We start from the raw sequence: 13,824 nt of genomic DNA, 5'->3' as shown, positions 1-13,824 counted from the left end.
TTCCGGCAGGTGTGCCCCGCCCCGCCGCCCGCGTTGCGGCGGCGCACCGGGCGGGCGAAGGTCGGAGGGCGAGTACGAGGAGGACCCACCCATGCCCATCGCCACGGTGAACCCTGCCACCGGTGAAACGCTCCAGACCTTCGAGGCGCTGGGCGCCGAGGAGATCGAGCGCCGTCTGGCGGCGGCGCACGCCGCCTTCCGCTCCTACCGCACCACGGAATTCGCCGAGCGGGCGCGGCTGCTGAACCGCGCCGCCGACCTGCTGGAGAGCGAGCAGGCGGACATCGCGCGCACGATGACCACCGAGATGGGCAAGCCGGTCGCCGCCGCCCGGGCCGAGGCCGCCAAGTGCGCCAAGGCGATGCGCTGGTACGCCAAGCACGCGGCCGAGCTGCTGGCCGACGAACACCCGTCCCGGGCCGACGCGGAGGACTCCGGCGCCGGCCGTGCGTACACCCGCTACCGCCCGCTGGGCGTCGTGCTGGCCGTCATGCCGTGGAACTTCCCGCTCTGGCAGGTCGTACGGTTCGCCGCGCCCGCGCTGATGGCCGGAAACACGGGCCTGCTCAAGCACGCGTCGAACGTGCCGCAGACCGCCCTCTACCTGGGCGAACTCTTCGAGCGGGCCGGATACCCGCAGGGCTGCTTCCAGACCCTGCTGATCGGCTCCGGCGCGGTCGAGGCGATCCTGCGCGACCCCCGGGTGGCCGCGGCGACCCTCACCGGCAGCGAACCCGCAGGCCGCTCGGTCGCGGCCGTCGCGGGCGACGAGGTCAAGAAGACCGTCCTGGAGCTGGGCGGCAGCGATCCGTACATCGTGATGCCGTCGGCCGACGTCGGGCGGGCCGCGCGGATCGCGGTGACGGCCCGGGTGCAGAACAACGGGCAGTCGTGCATCGCGGCCAAGCGCTTCATCGTCCATACGGATGTCTATGACGCGTTCACGGAGGAGTTCACCACCCGGATGGCCGCACTGACGGTCGGCGACCCGCTGGACGAGTCGACCGACGTCGGGCCGCTCGCCACCGAGCAGGGCCGCACCGATCTGGAGGAGCTGGTCGACGATGCCGTACGCAGGGGAGCGACCGCGCTCTGCGGCGGCGGGCGGCCGGAGGGGGACGACCGCGGCTGGTTCTTCTCGCCCACCGTCCTGATGGGCATCACCACCGATATGCGCATCCACCACGAGGAGGCGTTCGGCCCGGTGGCCACCGTCTACCGGGTGACGAGCGCCGACGAGGCGGTGAGGGTGGCCAATGACACTCCGTTCGGTCTGAGTTCCAATGTCTGGACCCGGGACGACGGGGAAGTGGATCTGTTCGTACGGGATCTCGAAGCGGGGGGTGTTTTCTTCAACGGCATGACCGCCTCCCACCCGGCCCTGCCGTTCGGCGGGGTCAAGCGCTCCGGGTACGGGCGCGAACTCGCCGCCCACGGGATCCGCGAGTTCTGCAACATCACCACGGTCTGGCACGGCGCCGATCCCGGTGAGTGACCTGACCGCCCCCCCCCGCACCCGTCCCCGTTACCCAGCGCGATCCGACAAGGAAAGTGAGCACGATGGCCGACACGGACAACCAGGACACGCTCGTCACGGTGGCGCTCACCGGCCACTCGAAGGAGGACGCGGCGGCTGTCTTCGGCGCGCTGCGCTCGGCCTTCCCCAGCGACCGTGCACCCGAGGACAGCCCGCAGACGGAGATTCCCGGCAGGCCGACCGTGTGGACGGCGTCCTACGAGGTGCTGGACGCGGACCCGGGACCGCTGCGCCCCGCCGGCCTCACGGCACCGGTCACGGCCACCGTGCAGGGCGGCTATCACGCCGTCGACGTGATGCGGACCGCGCTGGGCACCGTGTTCTCCGTCGAGGAGCAGGGCGAGGCCCTCGGTGACCAGGAGAAGGAACTGAACCTCCAGCTGGAGAACAAGTAGCCCGCCGGCCCGCACCGGATCACATCCGGTGCGGGAGCCGCACCACCGTGAGGAAGAAGTCGTCGATCTGGCGCACCGCGGACATGAACTGCTCCAGATCGACCGGCTTGGTGACATAGGCGTTGGCGTGCAGCCGGTAGCTGCGCAGGATGTCCTCCTCGGCCGATGACGTCGTCAGCACCACGACGGGGATGTCGCAGAGCTCCGGATCCGACTTGACCTGTTCGAGCACCTGTCGGCCGTCGTACTTGGGCAGGTTCAGATCCAGCAGCACCAGATCCGGGCGCGGCGCGGAGGCATGGGCGCCGCGCCGGTAGAAGAAGTCGAGCGCCTCCTCGCCGTCCCGCACCACATGAAGCGTGTTGCCGATCTTGTTGTCCGCGAACGCCTCACGGGTCATCAGCTCGTCGCCGGGGTCGTCCTCCACGAGCAGGACCTCGATGGGCTCGACAGGGGTGTTCACGGGGTCTCTCCCTGGGGTGTGGTGGAGCGGTCGGCCGCGAGGGCGGGGTCGGGGGCGACCGGGAGCGTGAAGTGGATGCACGCGCCCTCCGCCACCGACTCGTCCAGCCAGATCCGGCCGCCGTGGAACTCGACGATCTTCCGGCAGAGCGCGAGCCCGATCCCGGTTCCCTCGTACTCGTCCCGTGCGTGCAAGCGCTGGAAGATCACGAAGATCTTCTCGGCGAACTCCGGGGCCACCCCGATGCCGTTGTCCGACACGGTCACGTGCCAGCTGTCGCCCTCGGCGGTGCAGCCGACGGTGACGACGGAAGGGTGCCCGGCCCGGCGGAACTTGACCGCGTTGCCGATCAGGTTCTGCCAGAGCATGGCCAGCGACGTGGGGTCACCGGTGACCTCGGGCAGCGGGTCCGGGCGTACGACGGTCGCCCCCGACTCCTCGGTCACCAGCGCCAGATTGGCCAGCGCCCGGTCCAGGGAGGTGCCCAGGCCGACGGTCTTCCAGCCGTCGAGGACCCTGCCGACCCGGGAGAAGGTGAGCAGGTCGTTGATGAGGACCTGCATCCGCTTGGCCCCGTCGACCGCGAAGTCGATGTACTGCTTGCCCCGGTCGTCCAGCTCGTCGCCGTACCGCTTCTCCAGCAGCTGGCAGAACGAGGCGACCTTGCGCAGCGGTTCCTGGAGGTCGTGCGAGGCCACATAGGCGAACTGCTCCAGCTCCGAGTTGGACCGCCGCAGCTCCTCGGTCTGCCCCGCGAGCAGCGTCTCGCGCTCCAGGGAATCGGCCAGCTCGTCGGCGAGCCGCCGCCGCATGTCGTCCACGGCCGCTCCGACGGCCCGCACATCGGCGGGGCCCGTGACCTCGATCCGGTGGTGGAACTCCCCGCCGCGTACGGTCTCCGACGAGGTGCGCAGCGCGTACAGCGGACGGCCCACGATCCGGTGCAACAGCACGCTGAGCGTGACCACCACCAGGGCGAAGGCCGCGAGCAGGGCGATCAGAACCCGGTTCTGGGTACGGCGGGACGCGTCAAGACCGGACCGAGCCCGCGCCGCTTCGGCCTCGATGTGGCGCTGCTGGACGGCCATGTCGGCCCGCAGCCCGTCGAAGGCGGACTTGCTCCGCGCGACGCGCCCGGCCGACGCGGTCCCGCGGCCCTCGGCCCGTACGGCGGCGATCAGCGGCCCGGCCTGTTCGCCGCGCCATTTCAGCGCGGCCAGCCGGATCCGTTCCAGGTCCTGCGCGTAGGGGCGCCCGGTTCCGATGAACGTGCCGACCCTGGCGCGGTACAGCCGCTCGTCCCGGATGCCCTGCTCGTACGGTTCCAGGAAGGACTCGTCGCCGCTGAGCGCGTAGCCACGGACCCCCGTCTCCTGGTCGAGGAGCGCCTTCTGGAGCTGGAAGGAGGCGGAGCGGGCGGGCTGGATGCGGTCGACGAGTGCGGTGGTCCGGTCGTTGGTACGGGCGAGGAAGACACCGCCGACGGCGGTGCAGCCGCAGACCACGACCACGAATCCGGCGAGGATCAGATGGACCCAGTTCTGCACCGAGAGGCGTGACCGGAAGCCCGGCCGGGCCGGGGGCGCCGCCGGACGGTCACCGGACGGCCCCTCCCCGCCCGGCGTGGTGTTCCCGATGTCGCTGTGCTCGCCGCTAACGGTCTGACTGCTCACGATGAGCCGGCCCCCATCCCAGGTGCAGGACGGCCACGTCGTCCGCGAGCCCTCCGTACGGCGCTGCCCCTTCGGTCGCGCCGCGCACCAGCGCGTCGACGAACCCGGTGGCGGGCAACGCCCCGTGTCTTCGGGCGAGATCCAGCAGCCCCGCTTCCCCGAGCCGGGACTCCGGACCGGTGCGGCCCTCGAACAATCCGTCGGTGAACAGCACGATCTGCCCGCCGCTGGGCAGCGGCAGCTCGGTCTCGGTCCACCGGGCGGCGCCCGGCACCAGCCCCAGGGCCATGCCGCCGCCCGGTTCGGTCCAGCCGACCTCCGCGCCGTGCCGGACGAGGAATCCGGGGTGCCCGGCCCGGGTGACGCGTACGGTGCGGCCGCCGGGCGGGAAGACCAGCGAGGTCACGGTGGCGAAGATGCTCGGATCGGAGCGCTCGGCGACGAGGATCTCCTCCAGCAGCCTGATCTGCTCCAGGTGCTCCATCGCGCACAGCACGGCGCTCCGCCAGGCGACCCGCAGACACACGCCGAGAGCCGCCTCGGCCGCCCCGTGGCCCGAGACATCGCCTATCACCGCGTGCACCGTCTGGTCGGCGGTCTGCACCACGTCGTAGAAATCGCCGCTGAGCAGTCCGTGGGCCCGCCCCGGGGTGTACCGCGCGACGGCCTCGAAGTCGCGCCCGCGCAGCAGCGGCACGGGCAGCAGCCCCCGCTCCAGCCTGGCGTTCTCCTCGGCCATCAGCCGGTTGGCCTGGAGCGCGGCGGCCGACTGCTCGACCTGCTTGCGCTGGAGGGCGTAACGGACGGCGCGGCTCCGAGACTCCGGTTCGAGCCGGTCCTTGACCAGGTAGTCCTGTGCGCCGGTGGCGACGGCGGCCAGCCCGGCGTCGCCCTCGGCGAGTCCGGTGAGCACCACGATCGCCACATCGGGGGCCGCGCCGACGATGCGGGTGACCGCGTCGAGCCCCTGGACGTCCGGCAGATGCAGATCGAGCAGTACGCACACCGGTGTGCGGCAGGTCCGCAGGAACTGCTGGGCCGCGGCCAGCGTCTTGCACCAGCTGACGGGAGAGTCCAGATCGCTGTCGGCCAGCATCTCCTCGACGAGGAGAGCGTCGCCCGCGTCGTCCTCGACCAGCAGCAGGATCGCCTCGATGTCGCGGAAGGACTCACCGGTCACCGTCAGGAGCTGCTGCCGGTTCCTCGCGGCAGGTACCGCAAGACGTGCCGAAGCGGGCACCTGTATCTCGGACACGCTCCACCCCCACCCCAGCCCGACGGCGCGGGTACTGGGGCGCCGTATCGCCGCGAGCATATGCGACCGGGGCCGGGACCGGCGACGGCCGGTCGGACAACATTCCGCGTCCGCCGAGAATGCGCCGGGAGAATTCCGGGCCCGAATTCCGTCGGAGTGCCGGTGCGACACGAGGGGACGGGATTCGTACGTCACGTCGATCCATTTACCGAGGTGGGAGAATGAGACAAAAGGAGGCGAAAATGGAATACGTCATGCAGGCCCATCTCCAGGAGGGTTCGTCACCCTCGGACGAGCACCCCAGGGTGGAGTGGTGGCACATCGCGCACCTCGGCGAAGCGACCGCCCTGTGCGGACGCGAACTGGACCCGGCCGCACCCAAACAGTCGACGGATGTCTGGGGCACCCCCGAGAGCCAGCCTTTCTGCCACACCTGCGGCGCCCTGTATCTGCGGCAGGTGCCCTAGGAATCTCCGTTCTCCCGGTGCCCCGCGCCCCGTCGCCCGACCGGCCCCGCCGGTCAGGCCGCCAGTGACCGCAGATACGCGACCGTCGCGGGATCGGCCGGGAGGAACGTCTCGATCGCCAGCTCGGCCACCGTCACGTCCATCGGTGTGTTGAAGGTGGAGATGGACGAGAGGAAGGACAGCACCCGCCCTTCGTGTTCGATCTCCAGCGGCAGTGCGAAGTGCGGAACGGACCCGGGCACCCGCCCCGTCCGCCCGTCCGCCGAAGCGGGAACGGGATAGGCGGCGACCTCCTCGTACAGTTCACGCAGCGAATCGGAGCGGGCCAGTGCCAGCTGGCGCTCCATCTGGTGCAGCAGATGCCCCCGCCACTCCCGGAGATTGCGGATACGGGGTGCGAGCCCGGAGGGGTGCAGCGTCAGCCGCATCGCGTTCAGCGGGGGCGTGAGCAGCCGGTCGGGGACCCCTTCCAGCAGCATCGCGATGCCGCGGTTGGCGGCGACGACGTCGTACCGCCCGTCGACCACCAGCGCCGGATACGGCTCGTATCCGAGCAGGAGCTGGTTGATCCCCTCGTGCAGCGCGCCCATCGAAGGGTCGTCGAGCATGGTCTCCGCGTACCGCGGCGCGTAGCCGGCCGAGAGAAGCAGGGCGTTGCGCTCACGGACGGGCACGTCCAGGTGTTCGGCGAGGCGCAGCACCATCTCCTCACTGGGGCGGGCGCGGCCCGTCTCGATGAAGCTGATGTGGCGGGCCGACGAGTCGGCCCGCAGGGCCAGCTCCAGCTGACTGACCCGGCGCTGTCTGCGCCAGTCGCGCAGCAGTGGCCCTACTCCGGTGTCGGGAGCGACAGTTGTCATCCCCAGACCGTAACGTCGCGCAGACAGTCTCCCGGAAGGAACCCCGCACATGCCCGCAGAACCGCTGACGCGGAAAGAGACCGAGGACCGGCTGCGCGAGCTGCCCGGCTGGTCCCTGGACGGCGACCGCATCGTCCGTTCCTACCGGCTGCCCGGACACTTCGCCGCCACCGCGATGGTGGTCCACATCGCGCAGATCCAGGAGGAGCTGGGTCACCACTCCGATCTGACCCTCGGATACAACTCGGTGGCGCTGAGGGTGCACACACATGACGCGGGCGGCGCGGTCACCGCCAAGGACTTCGAACTGGCCCGGCGGGTCGAGGAGGCCGCTCCCGGTCACGGCGCCCGCTGAGGATGTGTCCGATGCGCTACGGGTGCCCGGGCCCGGACGGCTGGGCCCGGGCCCGGATACGCGGGGCGGCAGGGATCAGGCGCCGATGGCCATGGTGGCCGGGTCGGCCCCCAGCCGCTTGCCCTCGTCGAGTGCGGCGATGGCCGCCAGGTCGTCGGCGTCCAGCTCGAAGCCGAAGACGTCGATGTTCTCCTTGATCCGCGACGGTGTCACGGACTTCGGGATGACCACGTTGCCGGTCTGCAGATGCCAGCGCAGCACCACCTGGGCGGCGCTGCGGCCGTGCTTCTGCGCGATGGCGACCACGGTCGGGACCTCCAGCAGCCCCTTGCCCTGGCCGAGGGGGGACCAGGCTTCCGTGTGGATGCCGTGCTCCGTGTGGAAGGCGCGCGACTCGGCCTGCTGCAGGTGCGGGTGGAGCTCGATCTGGTTGAGGGCCGGGACCACAGAGGTCTCGCCCAGCAGGCGCTTCAGGTGCTCCGGAAGGAAGTTGGAGACCCCGATGGTCTTCGCGCGGCCGTCGGCGTGGATCTTCTCGAAGGCCTTGTACGTGTCCACGTAGGCGTCCTTGGAGGGGACCGGCCAGTGGATCAGATACAGGTCGACGTAGTCCAGGCCCAGCTTGGAGAGCGAGGTGTCGAAGGCGCGCAGGGTCGAGTCGTAACCCTGTTCGGAATTCCACAGCTTCGTGGTGACGAAGAGTTCGTCACGGGCGATGCCCGACGCGGCGAGCGCCTTCCCTGTGCCCTCCTCGTTGCCGTATATCGCAGCGGTGTCGATGCTGCGGTATCCGGCTTCCAGCGCGGTGCCGACGGCCTTCGTGGCCTCGTCGTCGGCGACCTGCCAGACCCCGAAGCCGAGCTGCGGCATCCGGGTGCCGTTGTTGAGGGTGATGAAGGGGACCTTGCTCACGAGCGGTCGACTCCTTTTGGTGCGTGATGGTGAGTACGTCATCGGTTGATACGCCCCTGGACAACGATCACATGCCGCTGCCCATTCCCCCAAGGAGGTCTCAGCGGTAAAGCGCCTCGACCTCTTCGCTGTACGCCGTCTCGATCGCCTTGCGCTTGAGTTTCAGCGACGGGGTGAGCAGGCCGTGCTCCTCGGAGAACTGATGGGCGAGGATCCGGAACGTCCGGATCGACTCGGCCTGCGAGACCAGGGTGTTCGCCGCCACCACGGACCGCCGGACCTCCGTCTCCAGATCCGGATCGCGCACCAGGGCGGCCGGGGTCATCTGCGGTTTTCCGTGGAGGGAGAGCCAGTGCGCGACCGCCTCCTGGTCGAGCGTGACGAGCGCGGCGACGTACGGCCGGTCGTTGCCCACGACCAGGCACTGCGCGACCAGAGGATGGCCCCGTACACGCTCCTCCAGACCGGTCGGCGAGACGCTCTTGCCGCCGGAGGTCACCAGGATCTCCTTCTTGCGGCCGGTGATCGTGAGATAGCCGTCGTCGTCCAGCGATCCCAGGTCGCCGGTGGAGAGCCAGCCGTCGTGGAGTACGCCGTCGGTGGCCTTGGAAGAGTTGAGGTACCCGCCGAACACGTTCCGGCCGCGCACCCACACCTCGCCGTCGTCGGCGATGTACACGGTGGCGCCGGGGATGGGCTGGCCGACCGTGCCGTAGCGGGTGCGCTCGGGCGGGTTGGCGGTGGCCGCCGCCGTCGACTCGGTGAGTCCGTAGCCCTCGTAGATCGAGATACCGGCGCCCTCGTAGAACAGACCGAGCCGCCGGTCCATCCCCGAGCCGCCTGACATCGCGTGCCGCACCCGGCCCCCCATCGCCTCGCGCACCTTCGCGTAGACGACCTTCTCGAAGAACTGGTGCTGCATCCGCAGGCTCGCCGAGGGGCCCGGACCCACCCCGAACGCCTTGTGCTCCATGGCCTCCGCATGGCGCACCGCCACCTCGACGGCCTTGTCGAACGGGCCTGCCTTCCCCTCGGTCTCGGCCTTGCGGCGCGCCGCGTTGAAGACCTTCTCGAAGATGTAGGGCACGGCGAGGATGAACGTCGGCCGGAAGGCGGCCAGATCGGGCAGCAGCGCACGGGCCGCGAGCTCGGGCTGGTGGCCGAGCTTCACCCGGCCGCGTACGGCGGCGACCTCGACCATCCTGCCGAAGACATGGGCGAGCGGCAGGAAGAGCAGGGTGGACGAGGTCTCGCCGCGCTTGGAGCGGAACACCGGCTCCCAGCGGGCGACCATGGTGTCGGCCTCGTACATCAGATTGGCGTGGGTGATCACACAGCCCTTGGGGCGGCCCGTGGTGCCGGAGGTGTAGATGACGGTGGCGACCGAGTCAGGGGTCACGGCCCGCCGGTGGCGGTGCACCACCTCGTCGTCGATGCCGGCGCCCGCTTCGAGGAGTTCGTCCAGCGCGCCCGCGTCCAGCTGCCAGAGCCTGCGCAGTGCGGGCAGCCGGTCGATCACCGAGCCGATGGTCATGGCGTGGTCCTCGTGCTCCACCATGCACGCGCTGACCTCGGAGTCGTACAGCATCCAGAAGACCTGCTCGGCGGAGGAGGTCGGGTACACGGGCACCGGCTGGGCGCCCACGGACCAGAGCGCGAAGTCGAAGAGCGTCCACTCGTAGCGGGTCCGGCACATGATCGCCACCCGGTCGCCGAACCGCACCCCGTCGGCAAGCAACCCCTTGGCGAGCGCGAGCACCTGATCCCGGAACTCTCCGGACGACATGTCGTACCAGCGCCCGTCCTCCTTCCGGCCGAGGGCAGGCCGGTGGGGATCGTCTTCGGCGTGATCGAACACGACGTCCGCCAGTCCGCCGACCTGGGGCGCCGTCACTATGGGTGGGACAGTGAACTCGCGCAAAATGACCTGCTCCTATGTGACGCTCCGCACAGCGCCGTGACGCTACCCCAACGCGAGATCCGGCGGGAGAGGGTTCCGGTGACCGGTTTGTGGGGGTATCGCGGGGCTCCGCAGAGGCCCGGCAGGCGAAATCTACCCACATGGTGAAGCGTTGGGCACCCTCCTGACTGAACGGTAAGTTCCGCGAGACGGAATCTCCACCGAATCTGTACGGAGAAGGCACGGAGGCCGCTCAACCCCTGTGACCTGCGGAGGTCGTGCGGGGCCGGGCGTTCCGCGGGCGGCAGTCTCCTGTGACGTCCCCGTGATCCCCCTGTGATCGCAGGGCGCCACGGGACGCCGGGGAAACGCAGAGGGCGCCCGCACGATCCGTGCGGACACCCTCGGTCCATCGTCACTGTCACCGGCACCGGCGCATCGTCACCGGTACGTCGTCATGAGCACATCTCACCGGGACGCGGCGCCCACCGGCTCCTCGGTACGCACCGGCGGCCGCTCGGCCGGAGCGGGCCGCAGGAAGGCCAGTACCGCGATCCCGGCGACCAGGCCCAGGATGCCCGCGACGAGTGCGGCGCCGTTGAGCCCCGACGCGAAGGCGCCGTGCAGCGTGGCATCCGGGATCCGGGAGCGCAGCGCGGACGCCCCGCCGCCCGCCAGGACATGGGCGGCGGTGTGCGCCTGCCCGGAGGGGCCGGGCAGCGTCCCCTCCATCCGGGAGGTGAGCACGGTGCCGAACACCGCGACGCCCAGCGCGAACCCGAGCTGGCGGAAGGTGTTGACCGCGCCGCCCGCCATCCCGGCGTTGCGCGGCGGTACGGAGGCGAGCGCCGCGCCCGCGAGCGCGGGCGACACCAGACCGACCCCGATCCCGGCCAGTACCAGCCCGGCCGAAAGGCCCGTCCAGTCCGATCCGGCGTCCAGCGTGGCCTCGGCCAGTGCCCCGGCGCCGATGAGGACCAGCCCGCCGCCGATCACCAGCCGGGGCGACCTGCCGTGCAGCAGCCGGCCACCGACGGCCGCCACCACGAACGAGGCCACGGCCAGCGGCAGTACGGCGAGCCCCGCCCGTACCGGACTCATCCCGAGCAGGGTCTGGAGCCAGATCGAGGTGTAGGGGAGCACGCCGAAGGCGGCCGCGTTGAAGGCCAGCGCGCCCACCATCACCACGGCGAACGACGGGCGGCGCAGCAGCCCCAGATCGAGCAGCGGATGGGCGGCGCGCCGTTCGACGACCACGAACGCGGCCAGCGCCACCACGGCGACGGCCACAGCGGCCCCGGTACGGCCGGAGGCCCAGCCCACGGTGTCCGCGCGCACCACGGCGAAGGTCAGGGCCCCGGCGAACACCGCGAAGGCCACGGTGCCGGCCCAGTCGACCCTGCGGTCCGCCTGCCGCTGCGACTCGGTGACCGTACGCAGCGTGATCCAGATCGCCGCCGCACTCACCGGCAGATTGACGAAGAAGATCCACCGCCAGTCCAGCGTCTGCGTCAGCACCCCGCCGAGCACCGGACCGATCGCCGCGGCGGCGCCGCTCACCGCACCCCACACCCCGAGCGCGACGCCGCGGTCCCGTCCCTGGTAGGCGGCGCCGAGCAGCGAGAGGGTCGTCGCGAACATGGCGGCGCCCCCCACCCCCTGGAGCCCGCGCATCGCGATGAGCATTGCCGGGCTCGTCGAGAGGCCGCAGGCCAGTGAGGCCAGCGCGAACAGCGCGGTGCCCGCCGCGTACAGCCTGCGCCGCCCGGTGACGTCGGCCGCCGCCCCCGCGCCCAGCAGCAGCGCGGCCAGCGCGAGCGCGTAGATGTCGATCACCCACTGGAGATCGGAGAGCGACGCCTTCAGCGAACCCGCCATGTCGGGCAGCGCCACGATCACGATCGTCACATCGAGCAGCAGCATGAAGGTGCCCAGACAGACCGCTATGAGCGGCCCCCACTTACGCATTCGTTCTTCTCCCTGTGCGCCGTGTTCCACGGCCGGCTGTCCGGACCGCTTCCGGACCCCCGTACGATCGGCGGTGGACGGCGAGATCCCCTAACCGCGGCCGGATATTCGCCGGAACCCGACATCAGGAGGCGAGAATCCGTGGAATCACCTGACTTCGACGAGCTCGACCTCCAGCTGCTGCACGGGCTCGAAGTCAACGCACGGGTCTCTTTCAGCCGGCTCGCGGCCGTACTCGGCGTCTCCGACCAGACGGTCGCCCGCCGGTACCGGCGGCTGCACACCGAGGGCGGGATGCGCGTGGTCGGGGTGCGCGACGCGGCGAGTCTCGGCCAGGACACCTGGATGCTCCGGCTGCGCTGCGCGCCCGACGCCGCAGATTCGATCGCCAGGGCGCTGGCCCGCCGCCCCGACACGGCCTGGATCGGACTCACATCGGGCGGTACGGAGGTGGTCGGCCAGACGAGCGCGCGCACCCGGGGCGAACACGAGGCGCTGCTCCTCGGGAAGCTGCCGCGCACCCCGAGCATCACCGAGATCAGGGCTCACCAGCTGCTGCACCGCTTCTACGGCGGCCCGGCGGGCTGGCTCGCGAAGAGCCGCGCCCTCACCGACGCGCAGGTGACGGCGCTCCGTCCGCCCGGGACGGGGCGGACGGACGGGGCCGGAATCACCGCGGAGGACGAGCCGCTGGTCACCGCGCTCGAACGCGACGGCCGTGCCACCTTCGCCGAACTCCGCAAGGCGACCGGCCGTTCGGAATCGGCGGTGCGCCGCAGACTCGACCAGCTGCTGGGCTCCGGCACGCTCTTCATCGACGTGCAGTTCGACTCCGAGCAGTTCGGGTACGGCATCGCGGCCCTGCTGTGGATCACCGCTGCCCCTTCCGCCCTGGACTCCGTCGGGCGGGCGCTGGCGACCCACCGGGAAGTGGCCACCGCGAGCGCCGTCTCGGGGCCGTGCAACCTGTTCGCGGTGGTGGTCTGCCGCGACACCCCGGAGCTGTACGCGTATGTGAGCGCGCGCCTCGGGCTGCTGGAAGGGGTCCAGCACGTGGAGTGCACACCGATGCTGCGCCGGGTCAAGCAGCTCACGTACGAGGAGGGGCTCACCGGCCGCACGCTCTCCTAGACGGGACTGACCCGGCAGGTTCTAGAGCTGATGGTGCAGCCGGTCGGCGCCCCCCAGGATCGCCGATGCCAGGGCGTCGGCGGCCTCCTCGGCGCTTCCGCCCGCCCGGCCGTGCAGCAGGACGAAGTCCACGTCACCGAGGTCGGGCAGCCCGGCCCTGGCCGGGATCTGGGTGAGGCCGGGCGGGATCAGGCCGCGGGTGTGCGCCATGATGCCGAGGCCCGCGCGGGCCGCCGCGATCAGTCCGCTGAGGCTGGTGCTCGTACAGGCGATGCGCCAGGCGCGGCCGTCCTCCTCCAGCACCTCCAGCGCTCGGGCGCGGGTGATGCCGGGCGGCGGGAAGAGGATCAGCGGGAGCGGGCGTTCGGGGTCGATGCGCAGCCGGGGGGCGCCGATCCAGGTCAGGGCGGAGCGCCAGACCAGCTCGCCGTGGGTGTGTCCGGCGCGCCGCTTGGCGAGCACCAGGTCGAGCGAGCCCGCCGCCAGCTGCTCGTGCAGGGTGCCGGAGATGCCGACGGTGAGTTCCAGATCGACCTCGGGGTGCTCGGTGCGGAAGGACTCCAGGATCTCCGGCAGCCGGGTCAGTACGAAGTCCTCCGACGCCCCGAACCGCAGCCTGCCGCGCGGCCTGGTGCCCGCGAAGAAGGCCGCCGCCCGCTCGTGCCCCTGGAGGATCGTCCGGGCGAAGCCGAGCATCGCCTCGCCGTCCTCGGTCAGCTCCACGCTGTGGGTGTCCCGGGTGAACAGCATCCGGCCCGTCGCGTCCTCCAGCCGGCGGACATGCTGGCTCACCGTCGACTGGCGAATCCCGAGGCGGTGGGCTGCCTGGGTGAAGCTCAGGGTCTGCGACACGGTGAGAAAGGTGCGCAACTGCGCCGGTTCGTACATGCGCCCGAGGTTATCGCGCA

At 70.9% G+C, this 13,824-nt stretch carries 13 protein-coding genes; 5 read left to right on the top strand and 8 right to left on the bottom strand.

What is annotated here, in order from left to right; translation table 11 throughout:
• Positions 1 to 91: 91 nt before the first annotated feature.
• Positions 92 to 1,495 (top strand): NADP-dependent succinic semialdehyde dehydrogenase, encoded by a 1,404-nt coding sequence (locus tag OG285_RS03810; RefSeq protein ID WP_371790156.1) that lies wholly within the window; start codon positions 92 to 94, stop codon positions 1,493 to 1,495.
• A gap of 65 nt (positions 1,496 to 1,560) precedes the next feature.
• Positions 1,561 to 1,932, top strand: a complete 372-nt coding sequence (locus OG285_RS03805; RefSeq protein WP_356830965.1) for a hypothetical protein — start codon at positions 1,561 to 1,563, stop codon at positions 1,930 to 1,932.
• Positions 1,933 to 1,951: 19 nt separating this feature from the next.
• Here the strand turns inward: OG285_RS03805 and OG285_RS03800 are convergent, their stop codons facing one another.
• The 3 genes from OG285_RS03800 to OG285_RS03790 form a co-directional block, all read right to left on the bottom strand.
• Positions 1,952 to 2,395: a response regulator gene (locus OG285_RS03800; RefSeq protein ID WP_356830963.1), complete on the bottom strand. Its 444-nt coding sequence runs from the start codon at positions 2,393 to 2,395 to the stop codon at positions 1,952 to 1,954.
• Positions 2,392 to 3,942 (bottom strand): ATP-binding protein, encoded by a 1,551-nt coding sequence (locus OG285_RS03795; RefSeq protein WP_371793440.1) that lies wholly within the window; start codon positions 3,940 to 3,942, stop codon positions 2,392 to 2,394. The genes OG285_RS03800 and OG285_RS03795 overlap by 4 nt, the downstream gene beginning before the upstream one ends.
• A gap of 106 nt (positions 3,943 to 4,048) precedes the next feature.
• Complete coding sequence (locus tag OG285_RS03790) at positions 4,049 to 5,314, bottom strand: PP2C family protein-serine/threonine phosphatase (RefSeq protein WP_371793439.1); 1,266 nt, start codon at positions 5,312 to 5,314, stop codon at positions 4,049 to 4,051.
• Positions 5,315 to 5,565: 251 nt separating this feature from the next.
• On the opposite strand from OG285_RS03790, the gene OG285_RS03785 reads away from it, so the two are divergent.
• Positions 5,566 to 5,790 carry a hypothetical protein gene (locus tag OG285_RS03785; protein WP_356830961.1) on the top strand — a complete coding sequence of 75 codons (225 nt, stop codon included), beginning with the start codon at positions 5,566 to 5,568 and terminating at the stop codon, positions 5,788 to 5,790.
• A 53-nt stretch (positions 5,791 to 5,843) separates the two neighbouring features.
• Here OG285_RS03785 and OG285_RS03780 read toward each other — a convergent pair whose 3' ends face one another.
• Positions 5,844 to 6,650, bottom strand: coding sequence for a helix-turn-helix domain-containing protein (locus tag OG285_RS03780; RefSeq protein ID WP_371790155.1), 807 nt, complete (start codon positions 6,648 to 6,650; stop codon positions 5,844 to 5,846).
• Positions 6,651 to 6,699: 49 nt separating this feature from the next.
• Between OG285_RS03780 and OG285_RS03775 the strand changes: the two genes are divergently transcribed.
• Positions 6,700 to 7,005, top strand: coding sequence for a 4a-hydroxytetrahydrobiopterin dehydratase (locus tag OG285_RS03775; protein ID WP_356830957.1), 306 nt, complete (start codon positions 6,700 to 6,702; stop codon positions 7,003 to 7,005).
• 75 nt (positions 7,006 to 7,080) lie between these two features.
• Here the strand turns inward: OG285_RS03775 and OG285_RS03770 are convergent, their stop codons facing one another.
• From OG285_RS03770 to OG285_RS03760, 3 genes are all read right to left on the bottom strand, one after another.
• On the bottom strand, positions 7,081 to 7,917 hold the full coding sequence (locus OG285_RS03770) for an aldo/keto reductase (RefSeq protein ID WP_356830955.1): 837 nt from the start codon (positions 7,915 to 7,917) through the stop codon (positions 7,081 to 7,083).
• A gap of 100 nt (positions 7,918 to 8,017) precedes the next feature.
• The gene (locus OG285_RS03765) at positions 8,018 to 9,838 is read right to left on the bottom strand and encodes an AMP-dependent synthetase/ligase (RefSeq protein WP_356830953.1); all 1,821 of its coding nucleotides are present in this window, start codon (positions 9,836 to 9,838) and stop codon (positions 8,018 to 8,020) included.
• 447 nt (positions 9,839 to 10,285) lie between these two features.
• Positions 10,286 to 11,785, bottom strand: coding sequence for an MFS transporter (locus OG285_RS03760; RefSeq protein WP_371790154.1), 1,500 nt, complete (start codon positions 11,783 to 11,785; stop codon positions 10,286 to 10,288).
• 141 nt (positions 11,786 to 11,926) lie between these two features.
• Between OG285_RS03760 and OG285_RS03755 the strand changes: the two genes are divergently transcribed.
• Positions 11,927 to 12,916, top strand: a complete 990-nt coding sequence (locus tag OG285_RS03755; protein ID WP_356830949.1) for an Lrp/AsnC family transcriptional regulator — start codon at positions 11,927 to 11,929, stop codon at positions 12,914 to 12,916.
• Between the two features lie 21 nt (positions 12,917 to 12,937).
• Here the strand turns inward: OG285_RS03755 and OG285_RS03750 are convergent, their stop codons facing one another.
• Entirely contained in the window at positions 12,938 to 13,804 is an 867-nt protein-coding gene (locus tag OG285_RS03750; protein ID WP_356830947.1) for a LysR substrate-binding domain-containing protein, read from the bottom strand.
• Positions 13,805 to 13,824 lie beyond the last annotated feature (20 nt).

This window comes from Streptomyces sp. NBC_01471 (assembly GCF_041438865.1).
Classification (GTDB): domain Bacteria; phylum Actinomycetota; class Actinomycetes; order Streptomycetales; family Streptomycetaceae; genus Streptomyces.
Note: the sequence above shows the minus strand (reverse complement) of the source record. Positions and strands in the feature narration are given on the sequence as shown.

Excerpts from the sequence above, each read along its gene's own strand:
- OG285_RS03750 (WP_356830947.1), bottom strand. The coding sequence starts at position 13,804 with ATGTACGAACCGGCGCAGTTGCGCACCTTTCTCACCGTGTCGCAGACC.
- OG285_RS03760 (WP_371790154.1), bottom strand. The coding sequence starts at position 11,785 with ATGCGTAAGTGGGGGCCGCTCATAGCGGTCTGTCTGGGCACCTTCATG.
- OG285_RS03785 (WP_356830961.1), top strand. The coding sequence starts at position 5,566 with ATGGAATACGTCATGCAGGCCCATCTCCAGGAGGGTTCGTCACCCTCG.
- OG285_RS03805 (WP_356830965.1), top strand. The coding sequence starts at position 1,561 with ATGGCCGACACGGACAACCAGGACACGCTCGTCACGGTGGCGCTCACC.
- OG285_RS03810 (WP_371790156.1), top strand. The coding sequence starts at position 92 with ATGCCCATCGCCACGGTGAACCCTGCCACCGGTGAAACGCTCCAGACC.
- OG285_RS03775 (WP_356830957.1), top strand. The coding sequence starts at position 6,700 with ATGCCCGCAGAACCGCTGACGCGGAAAGAGACCGAGGACCGGCTGCGC.
- OG285_RS03780 (WP_371790155.1), bottom strand. The coding sequence starts at position 6,650 with ATGACAACTGTCGCTCCCGACACCGGAGTAGGGCCACTGCTGCGCGAC.